Source organism: Aquabacterium humicola, from assembly GCF_030167915.1.
GTDB classification, from domain to species: Bacteria; Pseudomonadota; Gammaproteobacteria; order Burkholderiales; family Burkholderiaceae_C; genus Pseudaquabacterium; species Pseudaquabacterium humicola.
On sequence record NZ_JARGNB010000016.1, the window covers coordinates 1 to 26,518 of the forward strand.

At 66.1% G+C, this 26,518-nt stretch carries 23 protein-coding genes, 1 tRNA gene and 1 pseudogene; 11 read left to right on the forward strand and 14 right to left on the reverse strand.

Annotated elements, in window-relative coordinates:
• Nucleotides 1–421: 421 nt before the first annotated feature.
• From P1K89_RS32245 to P1K89_RS32255, 3 genes are all read left to right on the forward strand, one after another.
• On the forward strand, nt 422–2,515 hold the full coding sequence (locus tag P1K89_RS32245; protein ID WP_284620644.1) for a hypothetical protein: 2,094 nt from the start codon (nt 422–424) through the stop codon (nt 2,513–2,515).
• Between the two features lie 132 nt (nt 2,516–2,647).
• A complete protein-coding gene (locus tag P1K89_RS32250) occupies nt 2,648–3,445 on the forward strand; it encodes an E2/UBC family protein (protein WP_284620645.1) in 798 nt (265 codons plus the stop codon).
• A gap of 16 nt (nt 3,446–3,461) precedes the next feature.
• A complete protein-coding gene (locus P1K89_RS32255; RefSeq protein WP_284620646.1) occupies nt 3,462–4,769 on the forward strand; it encodes a ThiF family adenylyltransferase in 1,308 nt (435 codons plus the stop codon).
• Between the two features lie 334 nt (nt 4,770–5,103).
• On the opposite strand, the gene P1K89_RS32260 is transcribed toward P1K89_RS32255, so the two are convergent.
• The 10 genes from P1K89_RS32260 to P1K89_RS32305 all read right to left on the reverse strand — a co-directional run bounded on the left by P1K89_RS32260 (nt 5,104) and on the right by P1K89_RS32305 (nt 16,517).
• Complete coding sequence (locus P1K89_RS32260; protein WP_284620647.1) at nt 5,104–6,024, reverse strand: HNH endonuclease; 921 nt, start codon at nt 6,022–6,024, stop codon at nt 5,104–5,106.
• On the reverse strand, nt 6,021–7,739 hold the full coding sequence (locus P1K89_RS32265; protein WP_284620648.1) for a DUF8808 domain-containing protein: 1,719 nt from the start codon (nt 7,737–7,739) through the stop codon (nt 6,021–6,023). The genes P1K89_RS32260 and P1K89_RS32265 overlap by 4 nt, the downstream gene beginning before the upstream one ends.
• Nucleotides 7,740–7,848: 109 nt before the next feature.
• Nucleotides 7,849–8,472, reverse strand: a complete 624-nt coding sequence (locus P1K89_RS32270) for an IncC plasmid conjugative DNA transfer DtrJ family protein (RefSeq protein WP_284620649.1) — start codon at nt 8,470–8,472, stop codon at nt 7,849–7,851.
• Nucleotides 8,469–10,391, reverse strand: coding sequence for a conjugative transfer system coupling protein TraD (gene traD, locus P1K89_RS32275; RefSeq protein ID WP_284620650.1), 1,923 nt, complete (start codon nt 10,389–10,391; stop codon nt 8,469–8,471). The genes P1K89_RS32270 and traD overlap by 4 nt, the downstream gene beginning before the upstream one ends.
• Before the next feature lies 1 nt (nt 10,392).
• Entirely contained in the window at nt 10,393–12,096 is a 1,704-nt protein-coding gene (mobH, locus tag P1K89_RS32280; protein WP_284620651.1) for a MobH family relaxase, read from the reverse strand.
• Between the two features lie 99 nt (nt 12,097–12,195).
• A complete protein-coding gene (locus P1K89_RS32285) occupies nt 12,196–12,834 on the reverse strand; it encodes a FlhC family transcriptional regulator (protein ID WP_284620652.1) in 639 nt (212 codons plus the stop codon).
• A gap of 6 nt (nt 12,835–12,840) precedes the next feature.
• Nucleotides 12,841–13,134 carry a flagellar transcriptional regulator FlhD gene (locus P1K89_RS32290; protein WP_284620653.1) on the reverse strand — a complete coding sequence of 98 codons (294 nt, stop codon included), beginning with the start codon at nt 13,132–13,134 and terminating at the stop codon, nt 12,841–12,843.
• Between the two features lie 280 nt (nt 13,135–13,414).
• Nucleotides 13,415–14,479 (reverse strand): DUF932 domain-containing protein, encoded by a 1,065-nt coding sequence (locus P1K89_RS32295; RefSeq protein WP_284620654.1) that lies wholly within the window; start codon nt 14,477–14,479, stop codon nt 13,415–13,417.
• 298 nt (nt 14,480–14,777) lie between these two features.
• The gene (locus P1K89_RS32300) at nt 14,778–15,827 is read right to left on the reverse strand and encodes a DUF7146 domain-containing protein (protein WP_284620655.1); all 1,050 of its coding nucleotides are present in this window, start codon (nt 15,825–15,827) and stop codon (nt 14,778–14,780) included.
• A 135-nt stretch (nt 15,828–15,962) separates the two neighbouring features.
• Nucleotides 15,963–16,517, reverse strand: coding sequence for a hypothetical protein (locus P1K89_RS32305; protein WP_284620656.1), 555 nt, complete (start codon nt 16,515–16,517; stop codon nt 15,963–15,965).
• A gap of 550 nt (nt 16,518–17,067) precedes the next feature.
• On the opposite strand from P1K89_RS32305, the gene P1K89_RS32310 reads away from it, so the two are divergent.
• Complete coding sequence (locus P1K89_RS32310; RefSeq protein WP_284620657.1) at nt 17,068–17,892, forward strand: DUF1845 domain-containing protein; 825 nt, start codon at nt 17,068–17,070, stop codon at nt 17,890–17,892.
• Between the two features lie 676 nt (nt 17,893–18,568).
• Here the strand turns inward: P1K89_RS32310 and P1K89_RS32315 are convergent.
• Entirely contained in the window at nt 18,569–18,772 is a 204-nt protein-coding gene (locus P1K89_RS32315; RefSeq protein ID WP_284620658.1) for a helix-turn-helix domain-containing protein, read from the reverse strand.
• A gap of 48 nt (nt 18,773–18,820) precedes the next feature.
• Here P1K89_RS32315 and P1K89_RS32320 point away from each other — a divergent pair, with 48 nt between their 5' ends.
• From P1K89_RS32320 to P1K89_RS32345, 6 genes and pseudogenes are all read left to right on the forward strand, one after another.
• Nucleotides 18,821–19,795, forward strand: a complete 975-nt coding sequence (locus tag P1K89_RS32320; RefSeq protein WP_284620659.1) for a hypothetical protein — start codon at nt 18,821–18,823, stop codon at nt 19,793–19,795.
• A 29-nt stretch (nt 19,796–19,824) separates the two neighbouring features.
• Nucleotides 19,825–20,301 carry an RNA polymerase sigma factor gene (locus P1K89_RS32325; protein ID WP_284620660.1) on the forward strand — a complete coding sequence of 159 codons (477 nt, stop codon included), beginning with the start codon at nt 19,825–19,827 and terminating at the stop codon, nt 20,299–20,301.
• Between the two features lie 71 nt (nt 20,302–20,372).
• On the forward strand, nt 20,373–21,368 hold the full coding sequence (locus P1K89_RS32330) for a FecR family protein (protein WP_284620661.1): 996 nt from the start codon (nt 20,373–20,375) through the stop codon (nt 21,366–21,368).
• Nucleotides 21,369–21,437: 69 nt separating this feature from the next.
• Nucleotides 21,438–22,055: a poly-gamma-glutamate hydrolase family protein gene (locus tag P1K89_RS32335; RefSeq protein ID WP_284620662.1), complete on the forward strand. Its 618-nt coding sequence runs from the start codon at nt 21,438–21,440 to the stop codon at nt 22,053–22,055.
• A gap of 789 nt (nt 22,056–22,844) precedes the next feature.
• Nucleotides 22,845–23,347 (forward strand): annotated as a pseudogene (locus P1K89_RS32340) (IS110 family RNA-guided transposase); the annotation flags it as partial.
• 40 nt (nt 23,348–23,387) lie between these two features.
• Nucleotides 23,388–24,026 (forward strand): HD domain-containing protein, encoded by a 639-nt coding sequence (locus P1K89_RS32345; protein WP_284620663.1) that lies wholly within the window; start codon nt 23,388–23,390, stop codon nt 24,024–24,026.
• Here the strand turns inward: P1K89_RS32345 and P1K89_RS32350 are convergent.
• On the reverse strand, nt 23,986–24,453 hold the full coding sequence (locus P1K89_RS32350) for a hypothetical protein (protein WP_284620664.1): 468 nt from the start codon (nt 24,451–24,453) through the stop codon (nt 23,986–23,988). The two genes, P1K89_RS32345 and P1K89_RS32350, sit on opposite strands and share 41 nt — an antisense overlap.
• A 417-nt stretch (nt 24,454–24,870) precedes the next feature.
• On the opposite strand from P1K89_RS32350, the gene P1K89_RS32355 reads away from it, so the two are divergent.
• Nucleotides 24,871–25,170 carry a hypothetical protein gene (locus P1K89_RS32355; protein WP_284620665.1) on the forward strand — a complete coding sequence of 100 codons (300 nt, stop codon included), beginning with the start codon at nt 24,871–24,873 and terminating at the stop codon, nt 25,168–25,170.
• A gap of 297 nt (nt 25,171–25,467) precedes the next feature.
• Here P1K89_RS32355 and P1K89_RS32360 read toward each other — a convergent pair.
• Together P1K89_RS32360 and P1K89_RS32365 are read right to left on the reverse strand one after the other, a co-directional pair.
• Nucleotides 25,468–25,543 (reverse strand) — tRNA-Arg (locus P1K89_RS32360).
• Between the two features lie 442 nt (nt 25,544–25,985).
• On the reverse strand, nt 25,986–26,276 hold the full coding sequence (locus P1K89_RS32365; protein ID WP_284620666.1) for a hypothetical protein: 291 nt from the start codon (nt 26,274–26,276) through the stop codon (nt 25,986–25,988).
• Between the last annotated feature and the right edge of the window lie 242 nt (nt 26,277–26,518).

Here is a 26,518-nt window from a genome sequence, read left to right on the forward strand (position 1 = left end):
CTGCCTCGCCTTCGCGCAAGACCGCCAAGATCTGCGCTTCCGTGAACCTGGACTTCCTCATCGCTCTTCCTCGAAGATGCGGAAGTCTCCATTTTCAAACTGTCCCCTCAGCGGGGGAGCTTACGGACCAACTCGCGTACAGCGTGCTTCTTCCTTGGCTTCATCCGGTCAGCAAGGCTACCGTTCAAGTTTCGTCCTCCGTCACTGGGCACAAAGTCTATCGCTGGGATGGGCGCAGCCAGGAAGGTTCTCTTTCTGCTTCCGCTTGTTCGCCGAGATCCAACCTCCTCACCCAAGGAAATCGGGCAGGACATCATCTCGTCAGGATGGGGGACTGCCGCTAGAGTTGCACCTAGCCGGAGAAGTGGCAGATTTGGCAAGAGCTGATCTGCCGCCGGGAACTGAACGCAAGGGCGAGCGCATGCTACCTCTCGATCTGGATCCGACGACCTGGATGGAGCTTCCTCCCGCGGCGTGGGAAGAGCTCCTGAATCTGACCGGCGAGAGCGGGCGCCTCAAGCGCGGTCCCTTTGACGTCGGTGCTTTCTGGAGATCTCTGCACGAGAAGGAGCCAGGCCCTGCTCTTCAAGACGCGCTCAGGTGCATACACCAACTCGGCACCGATGATGGCCGTGAGCTGATTGTGCAGGCTGCCAAGGACCAAAACATCGAGCTCGAACTGTCGGACGAAGTCCCGTCACGCGCGTTGGCGGCCGACCTATGGGTGCGGAGCAGGCATCAAGGCGGGGAGCATCTAGCTCGCATTCTCTTGCTTGCCGGCGTCGTTGCAGAACAAGTTTCGCGGCCGCGATCTTCGTTTGAGTATGTTGGCTCTCGTCCGCTAACCGCGACGCTCGATCGGAGAAAGCTCGAGGATGCGGTCATCGCCTGGAGCAAGGCGAACAAGAAGCATGAGGCGGTTGAAGTCTTCATCTACGCCCGCGAGGACGTCTATTTCTGTGAGGTGGTCCGCGGTGATCCGATGAAGCGCGTTGTCGAGATCCGTGACGGTCACCGCTCCGCTCTCGATTTCAGGCCTGCGGTGTCGGACCACATTCGCTACGAGCCGGCGACGGGGCGCATCAGCATAGCAACCCGGGCGCCGCGCCTGAGGGAGATCTACAAAAGGCTACTGGGCAGCATGCTCGCGGGCGACGAGACCTTTTTTTCGGATAGTAGTGTTTGCAACTTGCGGCCGCTTCAAGAGCAGGGAGCCGAGCTGTTCGCGCGCCTTCCTCCGGACATCTTGCGTGTGCATGTCACGGAGCTTCGCTGGCAGCGCGGTGGCCGCGATCGCTTGGCGGTTTACGGCCGAGACTGTTTCGACGTCTTGGACGACCTAGGTGCACGTCTCAGCGAAGGCCACGTCACTGAGGCGAAGCTCAAAATCTACTTCGTAGGCGATCCTCCGCGCGCGGATGTTGTGCTGCGGGCGCCCAACCGCATCGAGATCAGCGGCTCTGGCTTCCGTGACGAAGTGATACGCCGCCTGCTCAGTGAGGTCGGCATCCGTGGATCTGCGCCGGGTTCTTTCGCAGCGCTCGATACGTGGTCGCTCTTCCCATACCGTCATCACCTTGGCCTATGGAGGCAACGTCTCGGCTCGCGGTGCGACGCGTCTGTGGGAAGCGGCACATTGCGCGCCGTCATCCTCGACGGCGTTGCGAACCCCGACGCGCCGCCTGGAACGCCGGAGCTGGCCGTCGAGCAACTTCCGGATGGTCAGCGGCTCGGCGTCAGCCTCGAGCCACCTACGCTGCGGACGCTTACGGCGACAGACTACTCGGGCTACGAGCTCAACTGGGCGGTAGTCGCACAAGCCATCGCGCGCGCGGCGGGGCTGAGCGGACCGGTGCGTGCGGTCGAGAGTTGGCTTTGGCAGGTGGGACAGAGGACGTTGGGCTCAGCACAGGTCAACGTCATGCTCGCGACCCGACTGCCGCCGGCTGAAGCCGCGCTTGTCATGAAGCAACACGCCGGCGGCACTCGGCCGGTTCTCGTCGTGCCTCAAGATTGCACTTGTCGGCCCGACATCACGCCTATCGTGAGGGTCGATCCGTTCGCCTCCGCCTTCACAGATGTTCTCCCTCGTGTCGTGAGCCAACTCGGTCTTCAGCACGAGGTGCCGGTAAGGCTGTGGTGTTCGGAAGAGCTCGTCCTCGACACGACGACAGGACGAGCATGGTTCGGCGACCAGGAACTTCCCTCGCTCGCGAAGCAGCCATTCGACTTCGCGGTGCTCGTCGCGCGCGGACGTGGCCAGGTCGTGCCGAAGAACCTTCTGAACGACAAGCTCTCGCCCAGTCGCCCAGACGACGCCACGGCCAGACAAGCTAAGGCTGCGTTCCTCAGGGCAGTAAAGGCGAGCTATCAGGACGCTGGAATGCCCTGGCCCGCGAACGCACCCGACATCTTCCCGAGCCAGGGCGGCGGCTACTTGCTGAACTGCTCGGCTTACGTCCATCCGCCTCAGAACTCACGGGTACCCAGTAGCTCGCCGGTCGCCGGCCAGTAGTCTGCCGGTAGTCCGGACTCCGTAATCAGCGCGGGCGTCGACTACCGCGCCGCAACTGACATTCGTTCTCGGCAGGAAGAAGCTTCGTCCTGCCAGCGGGGGCCTCCCCGTACCTCTCTCAAGGAGAACGCCATGTCGAAGATCGCTACCCACTTTCGTCTCACCATCAACGGCGAGGAGCACGTCGTCCATGCGCCCGTGCTCACGGCGGACACGTTGAAGGTGCTCACGCAGCTGCCGGGTAGCTACGCGCTCGAGCGCGTGCGCGCCGACGGCCAGGCCGAGGAGATCAAGAACGACGCCGAACTCAAGCTCAGCGGCGACGACCACTTCCTCATCAGCGAGCACCGCGAGCGCGTCGCCCTCGTCTTCATCAATCGCCGCCCGTACCTGTTCCTCGAGCGGGAACAGACGGGCAGCACGATCAAAGCGCGCGCGGGCATCCCGGCTGGTGACGTCCTCTTCCTGGACCGGCCGGGGGAGGACGAGGTGATCACGGACCAGACGAACGTGACGCTGCACACGGGCCAGCGATTTCACAGCTCCCCGCCGGCCAACTACGGACATACGCTCGCCCGCGACGAGTTCGTTGACATCGAGGGCTGCTCGGCCGATCGTCAGGCCGATGGGTGGACTTGGCTCACATTCGCCGACTTCCGTCTCAACGACGCGTTCAATCCCGAGCGCGCGACGCTCCTGATTAAGCTGCCGCCGGGATTCCCGGACGCCGCGCCCGACATGTTCTGGCTTCACCCGCCAGTCAGCACGGCCGCGGGCGGTGTCCCGCAAGGTGCTTCGGTGGCCGGGATGCTGGGGAAAACCTGGCAGCAGTTCTCGTGGCACTTGGCGGCTGGAGCCTGGGTGCCGGGGGTGAGCACGCTCCGCGACTACCTGCGCTGCGTGCGGGCTCGTCTCGAGAAGCGCAACTGACACCAGGGAGAGAGTCATGAAGCTGCGCATGAGTGAACGCCAGTGGACCGCGTTGAGGTCAGAACTCCTGATACGTCAGGACGTCGAGAGCGCAGCGATCCTGCTGGGGTCGCACTTCGGGATCGACGGGCCGGTGGCTGCCGTTCGGCACATCGAAGTGGTTCCCGACGAGGCGTATCGCATCCGACGCGTCGATCAGCTCTCGATCGATCCCGTCGCGCTAAACAGGATGACGAAGCGTGCTCGAGACGAAAATCTCGGCATCTTCACTATCCACACGCATCCGGGCGCGCATGCAGCCTGGTTTTCGGCCGCCGACGACGCCGGCGACGCCCGGCTCATGCCGTCGCTACGGAACCAAGTGCCGGGCGCGCCTCACGGCTCCCTCGTGCTCGCCTCGAGCGGTGCCGTTGTCGGGCGTGCCTTCGCCGACGACGGATCGGCACGCGAGGTCGAGCTTAGCATCGTCGGTCGCACGCTCGAGATGCCCGCCGCCACCACTCAGCCGAGCGAACCGTGGTTTGCGCGGCAGGAACTAGCGCTCGGGCGCGAAGGTCAAGCCCGGCTGCGCCGCCTACGGATCGGCGTAATTGGCCTGGGAGGGACTGGATCGGTTGTGGCGATGCAGTTGGCGCACCTGGGTGTCGGCGGTCTTGTTCTCATCGACGGTGATGTGGTTGAAGCGTCGAACCTCTCCCGCATCGTTGGCGCGGCACGCGCTGATGTCGGCGCGCCGAAGGTGGAAGTGGCCGCGCGCTACGCACGCAGCCTGGGCTTCAGCGAGGTCGTGGCCGCACTTCCGGAACCCATCTCAGCCAAACACGAGCCGCTTCTCGCCTCGTGCGACATCCTCGTGAGTTGCGTCGACAAGCTCACGCCGCGGGCCTTTCTGAACAGGCTCGCCTACAGACACTGCGTGCCGCTGGTCGATCTCGGCGTTGCATTCCGCGCAGGTGACGATGGTCGCATCACAGGCGACGCAGGAAGAGTCGTCGTCGTAGGTCCCGGGAGGCCTTGCCTCGCATGCTGGGGCCATCTCGATCCGCATCGCATGCGGGAAGAAAATTTGAGCGCCGACGATCGGAAGCGCGACATCGCGGCGGGCTATCTCGAGGGCGTCGACGCACCCCAGCCGAGTGTGATCTCCTTTAACACAAGCGTGGCAGGGGCTGCTGTGATCGAGATCATGCGCCTCGCAACAGGCTTCGCTGGTGCTGATACCCCTCCGACGCGCCTTGCCTTTTCGTTCGCGGAGGGCACAGTCCGGCGCAACACCATCGCGAGAGCGGCGAAGTGCCAAATCTGCGGCGACGGCTCAAGCTAGTTGACAGAGGCTATTCGAGCGGAAACATCGTGATGTAGGGGCGAGTTGCGTTGAGTGCGTTTCGCGGTTTGTACGCGAGAGACCGGGGCATTGACGGGGCCGGCGGACTGGTTGGTTCGACCTGTGCGTGAGTCCGCTCGTTTCGACTGCTATCGCGGTCAACAAGTAAACTGGGCAAGCACGCGTTTCAGACCGACCTGAACCCACCAGATACCCAGAAGACGCGCATAGGGGGTGACCGCTCAACAGAAGAGCTGTCGCTCGAGTACTGGACACCAAACGACCGCAGGCAGAGTCTGAAGCGGGTCTTCGAGCTGCCGACTTGGAGCGAGGCTCATGCAGTCGCAAGGAACTGCGCGAACCGGACGGCGAGCCTGTCGCGATCGGGTTGATCTCGCGCTCTCCCGGGCGGGTGGAGCTGCGAGCCATGCAGGCGCTTCAATGCCTCGAGCATCGGCCCGTCGCGTTGACTTAGCAACCGGCCGGCGACATGAACCTTGAAGCCTGGGTCGATGCCCAGAAGGTGTGCGTCGAACGCGGCATGGTGGATCTTGGACAGCGGAATGCCGTTGGGCACGATCGGGTGCCCCAGATCCTGGTCCCGGTCGGCGACGATGTGGGCCGCATCGAGCAGCATAGGCTCCGGCAGGCCTGAGAGTGCGCAGCGGCCGTCGTATGCCGCGATAACGGCGTCACGGAAGGACGCCTGATGCAGGCGCTGCTGAACCGTTCGCATCGCGTACCGGCGCTCTGCGGCCTGTGGTACGCCCTGCTGGTCACCTTGAACGCCGAAGGTCAGCTGGGCGCGGAGGGCGTTGCCGTCCCATCCGATGACGTAGGTCGGCACAAGCGCCTGGTACCGACCGGGTGAGGTTCCCAAGAAGTAGATGATGGGCGTTTGGTCCTCGAATGCCTCGCGCAACCACCGGTTGTCAGCCGAGTTCGGGTTGTCGCCCATGAACGCGTAGTCGACTCCGTCGGTGCCCTCGAAGATCTGGCGATGGACGACTCGTTGATCGTCGTACCAGACCCGATTGCCGGTCTTTGGAAAGACGGTGCGGATCGAGAGCAAGCGTTGCATCTGCCGAGGTTTGAAGATGCCGCGCTGCGGGTTGACCAGGGGTATCCGCTGCCCGTCGAACAGAAATCCGGCGGCCAGCGCGTCGGAGCTCAGGTAGCCGTTGAGTTGCTGTTGCTGGGCGACGTGCCGGAAGGCCGCCGAGCGTAGCTGCTGGTCCAGTTCGAGTCCGTTCATGCCGGCAGTCTCCCGGCGGCCATCGACCTGAGCGGTGACCATCGGGCCACGCCCCTCTGCAGTGCCGTGACTTCGATGGCTTCGCGGACGGTTGAGAACAGGTCATCCACCCAGTTGACAGGCCCCGCCAGCCGGCGACCGATCAGTCGCTCCGCTTCGCGATCGAAGGCCTCTGGTGCGCCGTCGCGGAGCAGCGTCCAGTAGCCAACGATCTGGTCTCTCCGTGCTCGCAGCAGATCTGCGTCGGGAAGCTTGTCGGACTTCTGATTGTTCGCCGCCGCTGTCACCGGCATGAGGTTCCAGAGGTCGTTGCAGCCCCAGAGCGCGAAGGGGATGACATGGTCGACAGCGAAGCCTTCGTCAAGCCGGCGATCGGTCCATGTGCACCGATCAACCGCGTGGTTCCGGTAGATCTGGCGAGCCACCAGGGTCGCCCGCTCGGCTTCGGCCTTGGCGAGGAGGAGCGGTAGAACCGTTCCTGCCTGGACGCCGTCGCGATAGCCGAATCGCTCGCTAAGGCTTGCCCAGCGGACCACCACCGCGTCGGCAATCCAGTGCCCCAGGAGGCTCAGCTCTCGCCAGAGCTCCGCCGACATCACGACCTCTCGACGGCTCCTGTCATGGCTGAATACCGCACCGCCGTCCAGGGAGCCGCCTGAGTGCACGACCGGACCATTGCAGATAGCGGTGGCGATGGCGCTCAGTGCTCGCAGGTGGAGCCGTTGCACCGGGCCGGAGAGGCGGCCAGCCTGCAGGCCCAGCGTCCAGATCGACAGGCCGCCGTGCGGCCCGGCATTGCGGTATGGCTCCATGAGGGCCAGCATCGGCCGGCGAAAGGCAACCCCCGTCCCGGTAGACGTCTCGGACTGCATCTGCGGGATGAAAACGGGCGCCGCGAAGATCGGCCAGTAGTAGCCCAGCCACTTCTCGGCCAGTCGCCTGACCGGGATGCCTACCGAACCATCAGGGCGCCAGGTGGCGCAGCGCGGCTCCTGCATGGCCAGTTCAGCGAAGGCGCGGAAGAGGGCGAGCTTGTAGGTCGCGACCTTGCGATCCCGGTTCAGGATGCCTTCGATCTGGTCCACCGCCCGCGCCGGGCCTCCTGCCCGAAGTTCGAACAGCAGCGTGAACCAGCGCACCCCACCACGGCCAAGCGCATCCTCGTCGTCCCAGCGGCCGATCATCTGGAAACCCAGGCGCTCGAAGAGCAACTGCAGGAACTCCGCCCGGTACGGCATGAAGAGACGACCGTGTCCGTCACGGTGCTTGTCACCGACGTCGTCGCGAACGGCTGGCAGCGACATCAGCAGACGTCCGTGCACCTGCAGCGTCCGCTTCAGGGACAGCGCAGCGTCGAAGAGCTCAGCCTCGGGGACATGCATCAGCACGGCGCTGCACACGACGCCATCGAACAACGACCCGTCGAACGGTCGGTCCAGGGGCAGGGCGCCAGCTTCGAGACGACCAAGCAATTCCGGATGATGGCGAATCGCTCCCTCGCGAAGCTCCGTCACGGGCTCTACCCCAAACGCGTCGAAGCCGGAGCGGTGGAGCTGCGCCAGGTCACGGCCGGATCCTGCACCGACGTCGAGGACGCGGCTTCCAGGAGCGAAGGCATGGGAGAAGTGACGTGCGATCGAACTTGCGCCTGCCTCGTATCGTTCGGCGATGTCTCGGGCGTTGTGGGCGTAGAACGCTTGGGAGGCGGAGTCCACGTTCGCGATCCTAGTTCCTTCCGGATCCGCTGGGCTGGCACGCTGTCAGGCGGCCTCGCAGTTGCCGGCGGCAGCGGTTCTGGCCTGGCAGCGTGCTTTCGGCGTCTGGTCAGCCACCACGCCGAAAGTGGGCGAGCGACCTCGCCACCAAGGTAAGGACCCCGGCGAGTGCCAGAGGCAGAAAGCTCGGGTGAAGTGAGTGGGGCAGGACGATGGTGCAGGCCATGACCGCGATCGTCATGAAGGCGGAGATCACGAACACCGAGAAGAGCTCCGGATCGTGGCGTGCAAACTCCCTGGCCACCACGATCGCCTCGATCCGTCCGTCGACAAGCGCCGCGACCCCGAAGGCCGAGAGCCAGGGGAGCCACTCGAGGATCGTGGACAGCCGGAACGCCGCGAGCGCCGCGAGCGCCTCTACGGAGCGGAAGTAGGCGTTGCCGAACAGCCTTCGATTGAGAGATGCCATCTCATTGGCAACGGCGCCGGGCACGGAGTTGGGGTCTGTCGGCACACCCGGTGCCTTTGGCAGGGAAGGGACGCCGCTTGAAGCGTGCAAGCTCATCGATCGCGACAGGACGTCCGACGCGGCCGAGTCTCCGAGCAGCCGTGCAAGAGTGCTGTGCTCCATCTTCATCTGCAGAAGGAAGTGTTCGGCTGGGTATGCGGCCGGCAAGTACAGCACCATGCCCAGCAGGCCGAGGAGGCAGGCGATGGCTACGATCCTGATCACGATGGTCTGTGCGCATGCATCCGCGCGCTCTCGGACCTGGACGCTGGACGCTCCGGATCGAGGATGGGGAACCTGCCCTTGATGATGCGGCCACCGGACACGGAGGCGAAGTACTGCAGGTTCGGCAGCTTGCCCAGGATATCGGCCGGCACCATCTCCTCGAAGGTCTCGGTCAGCGAGGCGGACTGGCTGGCCGAGAAGTCTCCGAGGTGGGTGTCCGTGCCAGTGCCATGGCCGAACCTCAATGAGTGGATCGCCGTCTTGCCGAAGGTCTCGACGATGAAGTCCTGGGTCGGGCGGTCCTTGGACCGGAGCGCGATCAGGTTGTTGAGGTTACCGAGCGCCATGCGGGCGGCATCCTCGCTGCCGAGCCGCCTGGCCATGTCCGAGAGTGTCTGCATGGCGCAGGTCGTGTAGATGCCGCCTTCCGCGCCCTTGTTGAGGATCTCGATCAGCGGCTGGTTGATGACGTTGGACACCTCGTCGACAAAGAGCGCGATGCGACGATGGATGCCGAGGTTGTAGCGCATGCCCGCGCGCGCGGCGAGGTCGGCCAGGGCGAGAGCGCCGATCGCTGTCGCCACCGAGGGATCGGGGAGCGAGTCGAGGCACATGTAGAGCACGTGTCCGGCTCGCTCGATCTTCTCGAAGTTCATGATCGGCCGCGTGTCGTCGGCGTCGAACGGATCGGGAGAGAGGCTCCTGCCGAGGTCGCCCGAGGTGAGCATGGACAGCACGGGCAGCAGGTTCGCGGTGATCTTCTGGTAGTGCTCGCGGTTGTGCCTGAAGGTCCGGACCTGCGCGTCCAGCACCTTGGTGCGTTGCGGCTGTGGCAAGTGATGCTCGTAGAAGGCGACGAAGGCGAGCAGGTCGGTGCTGGACGCCTCCGACGGGCGCTTCAAGTTGCCGCGCTGGGCCTCGTGCAGAAGTCGCTTCATCTCGGGTGCATCGCGCCAGCCCACGCCGAGTGTTCGTTCGTAGAACCTGCGCAGCGATGCCTCGAGCACGGGCTCGATGCCGCCCTCGATGTACTTGGTGAGCTTGGCGAGGTTCGGTCGCTCCTCCAGTTCGACCAGCCCCTGGACGACCACGTTGACCGCATCCCAGCCGAACGCGGAGAAGGCTCCTGCCGTGTCGGCGGGCATGATCGACTGGATGCGGGAGGCGATCTCGGTGGGTTTCTGCCAGTTGAACGTGAAGTCGAGGCGGACGCCTGTCTCGGGGAACGCGGGATGGAAGTCCAGGAAGGTGCCGGGATCGCGCCAGTCCTCGCACGCTCGCTCGACGATGCGCTTGAGCCGTCGGCTGTTCTTGGGGTCGATCACGACGACGACGTCGCCTCGACGGATGGCCTGGGTCACGAGGTTCGCGAGCGCAACGCCCTTGCCCGACTGCGTCGTTCCCACCAGCAGCGTGCCACCCTCGAAGTTCTGGAGCGGACGGTGCAGCGGCACCTCCCGCGGCTCGACGCCGTGGATGTAGGGCAGGCCGATCTCCTCGTCGGGCTGCGGCCGAGCCGGGTAGCCCAGAAGCCGCAGCAGGCGTGGGGAGACCAGGAATTCCCGGTAGTCCACCTTCGCGAGCTCGTAGAGGCGTTGCGAATGCACGGGCTTCCACTCGAAGCCGAACCCGAGAAAGACCTGGTTGGGGTCCGCGCAGCATCGCGCGATGGCGTCAGTCCGGACGACCTCGATTGCCTGGCCGGACAGTGACGCGCGAAGCACGAGGACGCGCAGCCCCTGTACCAGTCGGAGGATGCCCATTGCCAGGCAGGCGATGGCCAGTGCCAAGGCAAGCTGCCGAGGGACGTGGCCGAGGGCACCGGCGACGCCATAGAAGACCGTGGACAGCAGCCAGACGGCTGCAGCGCGCGCTTCATGCGCGGGGCGCCAGGGCATCTCATATCGGCGCATGAGCATGTCAAGGCTCTGTGTGCTCGAAAGGAAGGAGCGCCGCTGCCGGGAGGCCAGAGACGCTGGCCGGCGCCAGCACCAGGCCGACGACGGGCCGGCCGCCGATGTCGATGGAGCGGGTGACCGGGAGCCGGAGGAGGCCGGCGTCGTTCAGTGCCCGGACCGCGGTGGGCGCCTGCACGCCGCGCTGTTCAAGTTCATGCAGAGGCACGAAGAGCCCGTCGGGGATCACAACCGCCGCGGGGCTGACGCTCGGATCGTTGAGCGTTGCGACGATGGAGGCCATCGTCGCGCGCACGGCCGGGTTGAGGCGCATGGGGGCGTTGAAGGTGATTTGGCGCGGTACGCCGAGGGCTCCTGCCTCGTCGTCGTGATGTCCCTTGGCCGAGGTGCTCTCGGCACCCGAGGCCGCCCGTGGCGGCTCAGGCCCAGGCTCGGGTGCTGCGGACGCGTCCTCGGCGATTGATGGTGATTGCGGTTGTTCGCATGGAACGGGGTCGATCAACGAATACTGCGTACCCGGCGCCGCCACAGCTGGCGCGGGCGGCATGCGCGCGGGCGAGGGTCGTTGCTGTGGCTCGTCGGTGCGACGTACGAGCGGTACGGTGAGGGGCTCGACGCACGCGTCGTCGAGGAGGACGCCGGGCCGCGAGACCTTGGCTGCCAGGAGCGGGGACTTGGCGTCCGGGGGGAGGATCGTCCAGGTCCTCGTGCCGTCGTCCTGAGGCACGGTGACACCGGCCTCTTGCAGGAGCTCGAGGATGGTTTCCGTCGACTTTGGTATGCCGGCAAGTTCGTCTGCCTCAAGCAGGCGCTGAACGTCCGAAGCAGCCTGCGGCCAGACGAGGAAGAGACCTTCGTTGCCCAGCCAGACGCGGGACTTGTCGCGGTTGGGCGCCCAGGCCGAGTCGTTGGTCATCTTCCAGCGCATCGCGTCGACCAGGTGGCGCACGACGTGCGGCCCGAACCTGGGCGTTCCGTCGCTGTCGGAACGTGCCTTCAGGTCGCGATCGATCACGAGGGCCGAGGCCCGGCGGACCAGGTGGTCGAGGACGTTGTGTTCGCGGCATAGCGGCACTCCGCTGATGGAGGCGAGGAGGTGCGGCACGATGACCGAGTTGTCCTCGGCAAGAAACTGCAGGGTCGCCGGCGGAACGACCATCGGCATGGCGAAGAGGCCGAGGCCGCGCGACTCGCAGGCGAGGTGGCGATGCCAGTGGACGAAGTAGCGGTCGTCGGCCCTTGAATCGAGCCACTGGCTCAGCGGCTCGATGCAGGCGGGCCAGATGGTGCCTGAGGCGTCCGTGGCGGTCAGATGGCCCAGCGGACGATGCAACTCGCTGCACAGGCCTCCGATGAACGTCCCGAGGCGCCAACGCGGTTCGAGGTGTCGTCGCATCGAGATCGTGGAACGCCCGGAGAAGATGTGCGCATCCGTGCCTTGCAGGCTGAAGAAGGCGACCTCCAGCCCGAGCCGCAGCAAGCCGCCCGGCGCGCAGTGGTAGCTGTCGGCCGATGCCGGCAGGAGGTGCACATACGCTGCGTAGCGCAGCAGCAGCGGCTGGACCTGCGCCTCGAACATCTCGCGGGAAATCCCGAAGCACAGTCGTATGCGGGATATCAGGTCTTCGCAGGTAGAGAGCGCCTCCGCGGCGGACGATCTGCGAATCCCGGCAAGCGGAGTGGTGGTCGGTAGGTGGGCGGACGCCATGGCGAGCGCTGGCAGTGCTTCGCCATGGTGACGCGCCGTGCCTTGTGGATGGCGCGGGAAGGGGCTCGGACTTGCGGGGGTTTCGACCTCGCCGCGCGGTCAGCCTTCGGCTGCCTGGGCTTGTCGCTCCACTCGGCCGGCACCGAGGAGTGCCATCAGTCCGAGCTGCCTCGGTGACGGGACCACGAGCGGACGCACCGGGTAGGAGGCCTGCACGCGAGGGTCGGTCCGGAAGCGCTCGACCAGCTTGCAGAAGGGACACGGGTCGTTCGATGATGCGATGGTTCCATAGCTCGCGAGGAATTCGCTTCGGCATGAGGGGCAGGCTACGAGCGAGAAGCTCTTCGCCCTGGTCAGCCAGATGCCTTCGGTATGGGACGCCAGGTCGAATGCCCTATCGAAGCTGATCCGGCGAGACCCATGGCTGATGCAGTTGTACTGGCCGTAGGCGCCCACGAGGCTGTCACCTCCGCCGAAGCCTGCGGCTCGCAGGCGGCCGTACATCGACATCACGATGGACGCATCCGCGCGGTAGAGCAGGTTGGCCGTGTGGTACCACTCCGGGGAGTCGGGCGGCCGGCCGCGAGGAACGGCGCTCCTGTCCTCGAAGAAGAGCCGCAGGACCTCGCGCGGCGGCATGCCGGTCAGGTGGCAGATCGTGCGCACCCGTGCACCGTGGGCCGCGCAGGCCTTGGCCAGGCGCAGTGCGCGCAGCTGCCGATCGACTCGTGATTCCATGGCCGCCTAGGCGGTCAAGGGTACGGGTGCCTGGACGACGGCGAGCGGCCCCGACAGCGGGAGCGGACGCTCGAGGAGGGATACCAGGTCGCGGCGCGGTGGAAACAGGCTGACGTTGCCGACGTTCGCGACGACGGCCATCACGTGCTGGACGCACATTGCGATCAGTCGCTCAGCCTGCTCCCTGGTCAGGCCGAACCGCGCACACGCGGCGACCTGGTCCTGCTGGATGGCGTCCCGGATGGTGAGCAGCAGCGTGAGGTTCGCCAGCTGCACGTCGGAGAGCTGTGCCTGTTCCATGAGTGCGCCTCAGGTAGACCGCATGTGCGGAAGTGGTAGGGTGCGTTGCGCTCGCGGGCGCTCATCACCAGTGTTAGCGGCAGCATATTGGTTCGTTGGCCACTGCAGCAACAGGTCGGAGCAGCAGTCGCCAAGGTGCCGCGTCAGTTCCACTCGCAAGGGGGAGCGTGACCGGGTGATTGGTGAGGTCTGGCCGCACGCACCTCGCGTCGGCTGGACGAGCCTCCTATCGAATGGGCGGCAGACGACGGGCTTGCCGTCGTCTGCGCCTCAGTACATCTCAGGAAGCTTCGGCGAAAGCCTTCCAGTCGCTCGTGGCGAGCTCGATCAGCTTGCCGCCCAACGCTTCGAGCTCGGTGGCGCGGTCATAGTCGTCCACCTCCTGGCTGAAGTGCGTCACGGCGTTGACCAGCCCGTAGGCTGAGAGCTGGGCGCCTTCGATGAGGTTCCGAAGGACGCCGGCGCGTTCGCCCTCGTTGAGGGCATAGCGCTGCGCGAGCACCTGCACCGTCCGGGCCGGGTCGCCCGCGAGCGGGATACCCAGGGTTCGCTGCATCTTCTGAGCCGTCATGCGGAACGTGGCTTCCGACACGGCGGCCTGTACGACGTCGCGGACCTTCAGGAAGAAGGCCTCGTCGTCTGCCTTGAGGGTGTCCTCCTGGTACACCTGCACGCCTTCGTCCTCGGTCGCCAGCGGCCGCCCGACGTGCGTCTTGCGCAGCGTGCAGTCGGCCGCGATCAGTCCGTTGCGGCAGACGAGCCGGAACAGCAAGGGCTGCACCGACAGCGTGCCCTGCCCGACCTCGGAGTTCGAGATCACGACCCCCGCCTGGACGACATCGCCAGGCGCCATCTCGAAGGTGATCCGGTCCGTCACGCACTTCATGTACATGCGGGTCTCGGTCAGCTCCAGCGACTCGAACCTGATGCCGTCGAGCTGCTGCAGGATCGGCAGCACGTGTCCGGCCAGGTCGTAGTTGTCGAGGCGGCGGAACCGGTCCGACAGGAACGCGCGCACCTGGCCGTCCAGGGTGCGCAGCATGCGCTTCTCTTTGTCGTCCTGCAGCCAGGTGTTCACGTTGCGGTCGAGAAGCAGCGGCTGTTCTTCGCGCATCCGCTCGAAGTAAGCGAAGGGAATCTTCAGCTTGTCGGCAAGCTGGCGTCGCGCCAGCGCGGTGACGGCGTAGCGCACCGTGGCGCCGCCCTCGTCGACGACCATGTGGGTCTGGCCGCCGTGCTCGGTGCTGTGTTGCATCAGCTGGGAAGGGACGATCAAGTCCTTCTTGAGCGGAAGCTGGCGCTCCAGCTCCTGCGCGAGGCTGATCAGGGTCCGTCCGGTTTTCATGAGAGTCTCCAATGCGTCTGGGTGGTACAGGATGCGTGGACGGACGGATTCCCCGTGGGGAATCGTCGGTCCCCGCCGGGTCTTGAACTGGTCGCGCGGCCGGTGTCGGCGGTCACGTGATCCACTAGGCGCGACAGGGTCGCGCGAGCTTCTCGGGCTGCCTTTGCGCCGCATGCGGCGCCTGGCTTGGCAGCTGCCAGTCGGGTGATCCTGAAGCATTACCGGCTTCGGCTCCCGAGAGGGAAGCCGAGGCCGCTGGAGGCGACGCAGGCAGCCACTGCGTGGCGCCTGCGTTCACTCAACCCTCGGAGCTCCGAGGCTCCTGCTCCGACTGCTGTCCTTGTTCGTGGGCTGCGGAATCCGCTCGCCGGCCCCAAACGTCGGCCCAGTCGCTTCCCGGCTGCCGCGGGATGAACACGTGCACCTGGCGGCGCGGGCCCGGGCTCTCCTCGCGCTTCAACCTGCGCGCCAGCGCGTACGCGTAGTACTGCCCCGCGAAGACGCCGTTCGAGTCGTTGTCGGCGTAGATGCAGACGCGGCGAACGGACGCCGGGATGCTGATCTTCTCCAGGTTGCCTGCGTTGAGGGCTGCCCACACCGCCTTGCGAGTCGCGAGGTGGACGGCCAGGGCCGTTTCAATGCCTTCGCAGATCGCGAGTTCTTCTCCGGCCTCGAAGAGGCGCACCGCCGAACCGTGGATGCCGGTGGAAAGGAGCTTCTTGGCATCGGGCGCCTGCAGCTTCCTGGCGTGCTGCAGATAGGTGCGGTGCAGCGTCACGGCCTGGCCGTCCGGGCCTTGCACGCAGGCCAGCATCGCCGGGTACTCCGCGACCTGCTTCGACTTGCCATCCGCGTCCTTCTCGAAGTAGCCGAGGCATGGATGGAAGCGCAGCACGCCCGGGTACGCTTGCAGGGCGAGACCTCGTCCGCGCAGGTACTGGTCGACCTCGTCGCCGGTCGAGAGCGGGCGCGCTTCATCCCAGATGCGCTGGACCAGCCGCTTCATCCGATCCGCCGGCGCGGCCGACGGCCGGGACAGCGGAGCCGCCGGCGGCAGGATACCCAGGCAGCGCTCGATCTCGAGCAGCGCGGCATGGAAGTCCTCGCCCTTCACGGCCTGCAGCAGCTTGAAGCCGCCGCCGGCACCGCACTGTCGACAGTGGTAGTTGCCTTCGCCGAACTTGTCGGTGTACTGGAAGCGGTCGGTCCCGCCGCAGAGCGGACAGGGTCCGTTGCGATGCTGCAGGATGGCTGGGTCGACGCCGGCTGCTGCCAGCAGCTCCGTCCAGCGGCCGTGCGCTCGTTGCTTGACCGCGTCGATGCGCGCGGCGTACTCACCGGACTGCATGGCGTCCTCCTGGGGTGGCGCAGAACGTGATCGCCGGGATGGCGGGGACCCGAGGATCGGCGGGGAGATGAACATGCATCCTGGTCTCCTTGCTGTGGTTGCTCGGCCGAGGGGCGCTGCCCCTCGGCCCGGCCGTCAGAGGAAGAGATCGCCCTGGACGGTTCCCTGCCGCACCTGCTCGTTGATCCACTGAGGGTTGCGGGCCAACTGGTCCTCGACCCACACGGGGTTCGCCGCGACGGCGCGGCGCACCCATTCCGGGTATCGCGCGACGGTCTCGGCAAGCCATCGGCCGACGTGATGCCGCACGTGGCTGCGGATCTCGCCGGCGTCTACCAGCCCGCAGTAGGCGATGGGGGACAAGGGGCTGCATCCGACGACGCGCACGCAGCTGGCGAACGAGAAGGGCAGGGCGTCCTTCTCAGGCTCGGTGAACATCCAGCGAAGGGTGTCCAGCTTCTCTTCGAGCGGTGCGGCCGGATTCGCCAGCTGGCGAACCTCCTGGAGGAGGCGCCAGTGCAACTGGACGATGTCGTCCTCGCTCCAGTGAATCGGCTCGGCCTGGAGGTCCAGGTCTTCCAAGGTGGGATTGCCGGTCCGCCTGGACCGCTCCATCCGGCGCAACTTCTTCCATTCAGCCCTCGTCGGAAGGGCGCCGGCCCTTTGTCGTGGGGTCGATGTGGTGTCCATGCATGAACTCCTGAAATGCGGAGGCCATGCGCGCCCCGGCTGGGGCGGACGTGCCCCAGCGGGTGACTTCGATAGACCACCGACCGAACGGCGGCGGACTTGCTTCAAGGCTGGCAACAGGCGCGTATGCGCGTTGATCGGTGCCAGCGACCGATCGGGAAAGCCTTGGAGGAAAGGGGGTGGAAGGGGTTTGCAGGTGCTGCGCCTGCTCACGTCCCGGCCCCTTGCCCCAAAGGCTCGGTGTGCGATTGCTTGTCGCGCCGATCAGAGACGGGTTCGCTCTGACGCTTCGCTTCGAACGGGCGGGGCAGCTTCACTGCCGCGCTTACCCGGTCGTCTCCGATGCTCGCCGATCTTGGTGCAGGGCCAGCTGCTGCGTCACTTGAGAGTAAGCGCGATCCTGCGCAGGATCAATCGTCCGGGACGCCTGCTGTAGGTCTGGAGCCGAAAGCGGCTGGATGTTTGACGGCTTTCGGGTGGAGATCGCATCCGGGCAAGCCGACGATCCTGGCGTGATGTCGCCGGTCACCGGCGCCTGGAGGACAGGACGATGTCGAACCTCGAGATCGTGAAGGTCGACGAAGGGGCGGTCAACGCCCGGATCCTTGCGCGCGAGGCCAAGGTGGACTTCAGGCGCGTGGAGGCCGCGAGCCTGAAGATCCGAACCCGCTTCACCAGTGCGGAGGGCAAGCGCCTGTTCGTCAGGACGTTCAACACGTTGCAGCTGAACACGCACTTCATCTCCGTCATCGGGCGAACGCGGCTGGACCACGATGAGATCGCGAAGATCGAAGGCCAGCTTCGCCTGAGGATCGACGCGGCCGCGGCGGCCTTCAACAAGGCCATCGACGGCGCCGAGGCGCTATTCAAGGTGCATGGCATCACGAGCGCGGCGTCCTACGATACCGTGCCGCTCGACCTGGACGTGCATGTCCTGTCATCGACCGGTCGCCGGTTCCTGGAGGTATTGGGCAAGCTGGACCAGCTGATGCCGCTGCTGCAGACGCTCGAGATCCATGAGGTGATCTCGACGCAGGAGGTCGACATTGAGCGGGCCAAGCTGAAGCGCCAGGTGCGCGAGATCGCGAACGGCGCCCGGAGCCAGGCCACGATCCTCAGGCGGCGAATGAACGAGCTTGACGCGCGGCAGAGGCGTCAGAGCGGCGATGCGTCCGTCGAGCGCGTGGCTGGGGACATGGTTGACCTCGACCCGGCGATCGAACTCTCGGGCTTCGCGGAGACAGACGCTCTTGCGCCAGAGTCCGAAGTTGTACCGGACGCTGCGTTCGTGGTCGAAGGTCTGGATGGTGGAAGTCTTTCGCCCCAAACCGAGGTGGAGATCAACGCTCAACGTGCCAGCGAAGGCGCTCGTTGAGCGGGCATCGCAACTGGGGCGTTCGTCGGCGGGCGTCGTTCTCGTAGCTTGGGCATTCCGCGGCATCTGAGTTCGCTGCCGCGGGCGTAGCGGTCGTCACCTGCCTGGCCTCAAGGCCGCCGTCCCGGCACGGCGGACTGGTTCGTTTCGTTTGCTGAGACCTTCACGCTCGCTGCGCCCTGGGACGCGCGCAGCGATCGACCGTGCTGTGCGATCCCACGCGTGCTGCGCAAGTCTGACCGGGCGCGTTCGCTTGAAGGTGGTCATGACGCAATTCGGCTGACGCGCGGTTGCTCTCATGTCCCGCGCAGACCAGACCGACCTCGAAGCGCTTCCTGGCGCTGAGGTTAACGGCTCGGTACCTCCCCTAGCAGGATCCCTGCGTCAACCGCAGGTCCTGTCCCTTGTTCCATCTCCAAGCCCACGCTTTGGCGGCGCGTTCGTGCAAGGACGTTTCCGCTGCCGGTGAAGTTGTCGGAGCGCATCACCGTTTGGCGGGCGGAAGCGTACGCGCGGATGGATAGTCACGTGGCCCAATAGGCCTGCTCCGTCCAAGTGGCCGGCTGATCCCTGATTTCGCTTGTAGAAGGCTTGTACATCGCGCCCGCCGCTTGTGAGAACGGCGGCTCTTATGTCAGGCCCTTCTCCGCTGCACACCCATCGACGGTCGCCCTCGCTAGAAGAGGTCCTTGACGGGGACGCGAAGCGCAGTCGCGATAGTCTGAATGGCATCCAGTGAGGGATTTGCCCCACCGGTCTCCACGCGAGACATGTATGAGCGCGCGAATCCACACTTTTCCGCGAACTCATCCTGCTTAAGACCCGCGGCCAGTCGCAACTCGCGAACGCGATTGCCAAAGAGGACACGCAGGGGCTTCATCGACCCTACATCGTGTGGTAGCGTCCACTGAACGTGAACCCACTAATCGTGACATCGCCCTTTGGCATGTCGACTTGGGTTCAGGCTTGCAACGCGGCCGAAAGTCCGAAAGACGCCACCAGCGTCGCCCGCCTAGGAAAAGCGGAGCTTGACGTCACCGTGACAGCAAAGTCTGCCTTGCATGCCGGGTCTCTTGGCAAGGGCTTCGCCGCCCGTAAGGAGAGTGCAGTGAACGGTAAACCAGGGATCGATTCGGCTCGCGTGTACCAGCGCAAACCGATCTGCCGCAGCTACGTCAGCGTCATACTCGCCAGCTGCGAGGTCGACGTGCAAGGAACGCAGGGGCGCCCCTCGCGGCGGGTTGATTGGGTCCTCGGCTGCGCCGCGGATGGCGAGCACGAGGTGTGCGGTGTGTGGTCTTCGGCTTCCTCGGGTCGTCCTGACCACGACGCGATGCTCGGCGATCTGCGCCGGGCCGGGCTGGAACAGGCCGGGTTCGTGGTGGATGCCCGGGCGCTTGGCTCGGCGCTGGGTGCTGTTGCGTTGCCGTCAGTGCAGCGCTTGCTGCGCGAGGCTGCGGTTGGCGCGAGGCCTGCGGATCAGAGGCGCCTTGCCACGATCCGGGCGCTGCTGCGGAGTGTTGCGGGCCTCGACTCTGCTCGGGCGCTGGCGGGCGAGCTGGCGCTTGCGCCGGCTTCTCGTGCGTTCGCGGAGTCCATGTCGCGGGTGCTCGAGGGCCTTGGTGGTCTCGATGCCGCTTGTGTTCGTGGCCCTCGGGTTGCGGACCTCGTCCTTCGCAGCGACGCGCTTGCGCAGGACCTGCACGAACGCCTGGTTCGTTCGGTTCGGCGCCATGGGTGCTTCGGTGGCGTGGGCGAGGCGCTGTCGTTCGTGGAGCAGGTGCTGGAGAACGGTCTCGTGCGGTCGGCGGGGGTGGTCTGCCGGGAGGTGTCGCATCGTTCCTCCTTGATTGTTGGCCGGCGCATGGCTACCGTGGGTGGTGCAACGGCTGCGCAGACCTGAACTGACGCGGGCGGCACCAGGGGGATCCGATGATCGATTGGAAAGCGGCGTTCGCGCGGGTCAGGTCCGCGCTGATGCGACGGGGCCGCACGTCCGACGAGGCCGACGACCTCGTGCAGGAGGCGTGGGTGCGCCTGGCCTGCTACGAGAAGGAGCGGGACGTGGTGCAGCCCGAGGCGTTTCTCATGCGCGCCGCGCTGAACCTCTCCATCGATGCCTACCGGGCGCGGGCCTCCCGTGGCGAGGAGTTGGTGATCGACGAGGTCGAGCTGGTCGATGCGGCGCCCACTGCCGAGGCGATCATGCTGGGGCGGGAGCGGATCGCGCGCCTCAGCGTGGGGCTGGGCCGGCTGAGCGATCGGACGCGTGACATCTTCCTGGCGCACCGGATCGACGGCCTCAGCTACCAGGAGATCGCGAGGCAGCATCGGCTGAGCATCAGCGCGGTGGAAAAGCACGTGGCGAAAGCTACACTGATGATCACCAGTTGGATGGAAGGTTGGTAGCCGTGAGTCGTCAGGCGGCGTCCACTGCATCGGACCAGGAGTCCGGTCTTCCACCCCTCGTGACTCCAGAGGTGGCCGCGGAGGCTGCGGTCTGGGTGGCCCGGCTCCACGGGCCGAGCCGTTCGCGCGATATGGAGCGGGAGTGCCTGGCCTGGCAAGCCCGCTCGGCCGCCCACCGGCTGGCTTTCGAGCGCTGCACGGAGACCTGGCAGGACATCCCGCGCATCTCGCTGTCCGCTGCCTACTCGGCCGGCTCGGGGCCTTCGGTTTCTAGCCAGGCCGTGGGGTGGCGGGCGCATCGCCGCCTGGCCGCGGGCCTGGCGCTGGGGGTCTTCGTGCTCGGCAGCGGCGTGGCCGTGCTCGTGCAGCACTGGCGCTCCGCCGGCGTCTATGCAACGGGTGTCGGCGAGCAGCGGGTCGTCCTGCTCGGCGACGGGACGCGCATGTCGCTCAACACGGCGAGCCGCGTCCGGGTGGACCTGGGCAGCAGCAGTCGCGTGGTAAGCGTCGAGGACGGGGGCGAGGTGCTGTTCGAGGTTGCCAAGGATGCGCGGCGGCCGTTCGTGGTCAGGGCAGGGGGGAGCGAGATCATCGCCCTGGGCACCAGCTTCTCGGTCCGCGTCGCCGAGACCTCCAGCGCGGAGCGCGACTCGCTCGCGGTCACGCTCCTCGAGGGCAGGGTCACCGTGCGTACGATCGCGCAGGGCCACGAGCGCGTGGCGCCGGCCTCCCCGGTCGCCATGGAACCCGGCGAGCGCCTGACGCTGGTGAAGGCCGGCGGCGCTCCGAAGGTCGTCCGTGACCGGCCGCGTGCCGACCAGCTGCTGGCATGGCGCCGGAGCGAGGCGGTCTTCGACGACGTGTCGCTCAGCGAGGCCGTCGAGGAGATGAACCGCTACAGCCGAACGCAGATCGTGCTGGTCGGCGATCCTTCGGCCGGCGCGCGACGTGTCAGCGGGCAATTCCGTACCGGCGACAACCTGGCGTTCGCGCGAGCCGTGGCCGCGGTGCACGGCCTGGCCCTGCGCGAGCAGCCGGGACGATTGGAGATCTCGGCCCCTCAGTAGGACATTCCCTTCGAGGCAGGTAGTGGTCGTCCTCGCGGAGCAGCCCTCGGGCCGCGCGCACAATGACGGATGCCTCGCAGACTTGCAAAGGACCTTGCCTCGTTCGCGGACCTTGCGGCGGACTACGAGGCGGACAAGGACTACCGGATCGTCCAGGTCCCGCGTCCGGAGTCCTCGACGGCCGTGCTCGCGCCGCATGGAGGGGGCATCCAGGCCCACACCTCCGACATCGCGCGGGCAATCGCCGGCTCAGAGTTCGGGCTTTACCTGTTCGAGGGACTGCTCAGGGCGGGCAACTTCACGGCCCTGCGGCTTCGCGGTGACCGGTTCGACGAGCCCGGCTGCCTGCAGATGCTGCAGGCCTGCGACCGCGTCGTTTCCGTTCATGGGCTCGGGAGTCCCGGGGAGGTCGTGCTGCTGAGTGGCCGGGACCTCGCGCTGCGGGCTGCCATGGCCGAGCGCCTCGTAGCCGCCGGCCTGACCGTCGAGGACGCGCCCGCGCGGCTGTCGGGCTCGGATCCGAAGCATGTCTGCAATCGCGGCCGCACGGGCGCTGGAGTGCTGCTCGAGATCTCGATGGACCTGCGGCGGTCGGTGCGTCGTACCGCGCTGGTTCGTGCGGTCAGGGAGGCGTTGCTTGGCGCAGCCCCTGGTTCGTCCCGGGGCCCGGCGGGTGTGGCGCCGTAGCGCCTTGCACGCTGGACGCCGAAGGCTTGCCGATCGTCGACGCGCTCGTCTGTCGATCCTGCAACCTACGGGACCGTAGCCTCGCTACAAGGAGATTGGAACCCTGAGGGCGGTAGGCGAGACCGCGTTCGAGAAGAACAGATTGCAGCGCGAGGCGCGGGGCATTCGGGGTGCTGGACGATCCGGACGTTCGGACGCCGGTCGGCAAGCTCGTGGAGGACTATGGCAGGGGGCTGCATGACAAGTGGCAGCGTGAGCGGCACAGGCCCGGCGAGGAGGATCGAAAACCCCCGGAAGGGCGCGCCAGCGCTGGCTTCGTCTCAACTTGTCGAGCTCAGCTACTGCGGAAGTTGCTGCATGACGTCGAACCTCGCGACGCTCGAGTCGTCTTCAGTGGGGCTGGCCTTTGGTCCGACCTTGCGGCTCGCCAAGTGAGCGAGCGTCAATGTCGAAGACGAGTTGTGGCTGGCCGTCTTGTTGTGCGGGTGGCTGATCGGCTGGCGTTCGTCTTGTGCATCCAGGGCTCTACCTCGCTTCGCCGTTGACGATCCAGGACATCCGCGACGGCGGCTGGAACGCACCAGCGGGTGTTGCGCAGCGACTTGAGCAGGCTAGGACGCGACCCTGAGCCTCGCGCGACAGGAGGGGCGCACTACACCATCCGGACCGAGCGGTGGGCGGGTCGTTGGCGCGCCGTCTGGACGCGTCAATATGGAGCTAGAAGGAGCGCATTGGAAGTTTGCTGCCGCGGCGTCAGTGCCGCGGTAAGAGTAGTTTTCTCGGTACTGCAGGGGTCTGGTTGTCGAGCTTCTCGAGCACCTTCGAACTGTCGAGGAGCGGATCGACGGTTGTGACGCCAGTCAAGAAGTTCATGGCCAGAGGATCAGTGCCATTGACGGAGTCGGCCCCTTGACCGCAACAGCGATCGTCGCTGCGGTTGGCGACGCCAGCGAGTTCAAGAACGGTCGCCACCTTGCTGCTTGGCTCGGACTCGTGCCACGACAGTATTCCTCCGGAGGCAGTCCAAGCTGTACGGAATCAGCAAGCGCGGCGACACCTACTTGCGATCCCTTCTGATCCACGGCGCCAGGGCCGTTCAGCGATACGTTGTCGGCAAGACCGACGCCCAGAGCCGGTGGCTGCAAGAGTTGATTGCCCGCCGCGGCTACAACCGCGCGGCAGTTGCGGTTGCGAACAAGAACGCCCGAATCATCCAGGCGCTGCTGAGCAGCGGCCGGGCGTACGAGCTACCTGCCGCAGCTTCTAGGGTTGGACGCCCGCGCCGAGGGTGACTACGCCTAAACAGCTTCGGCACCGTCCGGACATGCTGCCATGGAGAACACCAGCATGAACACCGCAACGGACGACCAGACGCTAGCCGGGATCCGCTTCGACTTCCTGATGCCCGGAGCGAGTGTCTTCACAACAACGGACATCGCGCACGCGTTGTCGCACATCTGCCGCTTCACCGGCCACACGCGAGACTTCTACAGCGTCGCGCAGCATTCGGTGCTGGTGAGCACTATCGTGCCACCTGCATTCGCGCTCGCCGGGCTGCTGCACGATGCGTCGCGAGCCTTCATCGGCGACCTGGCGAGACCGCTGAAGCAGCTGCTGCCCGAGTATCAGGCGGTCGAGCGGCACGTCCAATCCGCGGTATTCGAGCGCTTCGGCCTGCCAGCTACAGTGCCTGCGGCGGTGCAGGATGCCGACCTTGTCATGCTGGCCACCGAGCGCCGCGACCTCTTGCAGTCATCTGAAGGCTGGGAGTGGACGTCCATTGCGGACATCGAACCGTTGCCTTGGCGCATCCGCCCGGAGCCGCCTCTGGTCGCACGGAGGCAGTTCCTGGACCGGTATCGTGAACTGATCGGGGTGGCAATCGCTGGGGACACGTCACCCGATGTCGGACGCCGAAACCCGCGGCGCCTCACACCCAACCGTCGCGCGACAGGATCTTGCCGCGACTGATCTTTCCCGGGTTGATCCAAGTCTCGCCGGTCAGGTCGTTGATCCACGCCCCCTTGATCTCGATCGTCGTTGCCGTCGATGCGTCCCGCTCAATCTCGGCATCCGACACCCAGACCTTCGCCTGCTCACCGGCCAGAGATAGCTCGACGGTCGCGGGCTCTGCGATGCCGGCGCACGCCGCCATGACCTTGTCGTGCAGCGCGTCAACGATGGCGCGATTGAACGCCTCGCCGAGCGACACCGAGGCCTGATACGTCGCTGTGTATGCGAGGAGGAAGGTCCGGACGACCAACGGCGGAGCGGCGAACGTCATTGACACCCGGTGACATCCGCGCGCGGTCATGATGCCAACCTCCCACCAGAACTCACCGGCGGCGACCGACCGCGCGATCTCGTCAACAACCCGGATCAGGTGGTCGGGCAGCATGGCGTCTCCCTGTTCTCGTTGACGCCCAAGATAGCCGCGCTCTGATCGCGGGTCGCCGCACTATTTCGCTCGGACGGATAGGGGTTCTCCAGTGGTCCGGTTGCTGAAGCAGAAGAGCCCGCCACGATCACTGCGGCGGGGCAACATTCGGTATCTCAGCCGTACGCCTCGGCCTGGGACGAGCGGCCAGGGACGCTCCGGGCGCCGGGGCAGGAGCGCCAGCGGCGCGTCGACGGCGAGTACCCTGCAGCCGGACGCTGACGACGCCCTGGGGCAAGCGCTGCGGGCCGCTCGCCGTCGCGTTGACGAGCTGCGTAGCTTGACTCGCGGGCGCGGGTTGGGGCGCAGGGATCGCAGCGTGGGTGCAGGGCGCTTCGGCTACGGTTATGCTGCATCGCAGCGACCAATCGGACCAGCATGAAGACGATCCGCGGCATCACGCACATCCGACTTGGCCTCGATGGCCGGGTCGGCGTTGTTCGGTGGCAGGAGGTTACCGGCGGCCGTGTACCGACCGGTGCCGCCCGGCAAGCCACGCTCGAAGAGATTGTCGCGCACATCGAGGCCGGCAAGACGGTCGAGTTCTGGCCGCGCGTGGGCAGCGGGCAGCGCGTCTCTGGCGGCGCCGTGCTGGTCGAGCGCGATGCCGACGGTCGGGCCAAGTTGGTCGAGGAGCGCCAGGGCGGGCACCGGCTGATCGAGTTGCCCCGCTTTTGATCGAAACGCTGGTGGGCTCCCGTTGGGCTGCTTGCACGCCCGATGCCGCAGGGAACTAGGCCACGAAAGGGCTGCCACGTCAGCTAGGACCGACGTGGCGGCGAAAGACCGGTCGCAGGTCGATAGAGAGGGAGGATCACTGGCACGACCGGCCGGGCGGCAGCCCGCCTGCGGGCGAACGGTCGTCGGGATGGTGGATGTCCGCCCTTAACCATCCCGGATCTCTTCCGACAGCTTGTTGTAAAGCTTGACCAGGATCGCGTTCTCGGTCGGCATGCGTGGGGTGCCAGGAACAACTGGTCCGCCCGGCCCGACTCGAACGGGCAACCTCCGGCTTAGGAGGCCGGCGCTCTGTCCCTTGAGCTACGGGCGGAGGGGTGCTGTGTTGATTCGCGTCTCGACCACGCGGGCATTCGGCGCAGGTATAGACGAGCAGCTTCCTCGGCCTGCCTTGCGCTGCGGCCCTTTCCCTTGAGCAGCGATGCCGTTGCTGACAGCACGGCGTTGTACGGCTTCAGTTCGCCAGTCGGTGTGACGCAGGCGTCGCAGTAGGGGGCGGAGCGCAGCCGCATAGTGCGGAACGCTTCCGGCAGCAGGGCGCCGCAGCTGTGGCAGCTGAAACGCAGAGGCGTTGCGTCAGATGAACGGGACTCAAGCTCTGATTCCTCGTCGTCGTGGCCCGGTTCATCGACCAGCCAATAGATCACGTACGCCACGGCGATAGCAAAGAGCCACAACAGCAGGGCGCTCAAGGGCGTGACGGAGGGGTGATCCACGGCTTGAGTGGCGTTGTCAGGTCTCGCGCGCCGCCTCTCTCAGCGGCGCTGGCCGCGGGCCTTGCCGACGTCTCGCGCGCGCGCCCTGGCTACGGTGGCCGTCGCGACATCGGCAGACACAGGATCTGGCGCGATCAGCATCGCAAGTTCGAGCACGTCCTGTCGAAGCAACTCTGCTTCCGAGCCGAGGCCCTCCAGGGTTTGGGCGAAACGCAAGGATGACTCGCGGAATCGGCGCAGCGTCTCGACCTCAACAAGCTGGAACCGGGAAAGTTCCTCGGCGACAAAGGCGCAGGCCGGCTGCAGCAAACGTGCGGGTTGCCGTTTCATCAGCGAAGCTCCGAAGGTACTGCGAATGATCGGAGCCAACCGATCGCCGCCGGGCGCACGCGGCGGCCCTGGAAAGAGTGTCGCTCGGTCATCGTTTCGAAATGCCTTCCCTTCGCTAGTGCAGTGCGCCACTCTGTTCTGCACTTATCCGGCGGTAGCGACAAGCGCGGCTTTCGCACGCGTCACCTTTGCCAGGATGTCGGTTGCGCGTGCCGTCCAGATGAACGGCTTCGGATCGATGT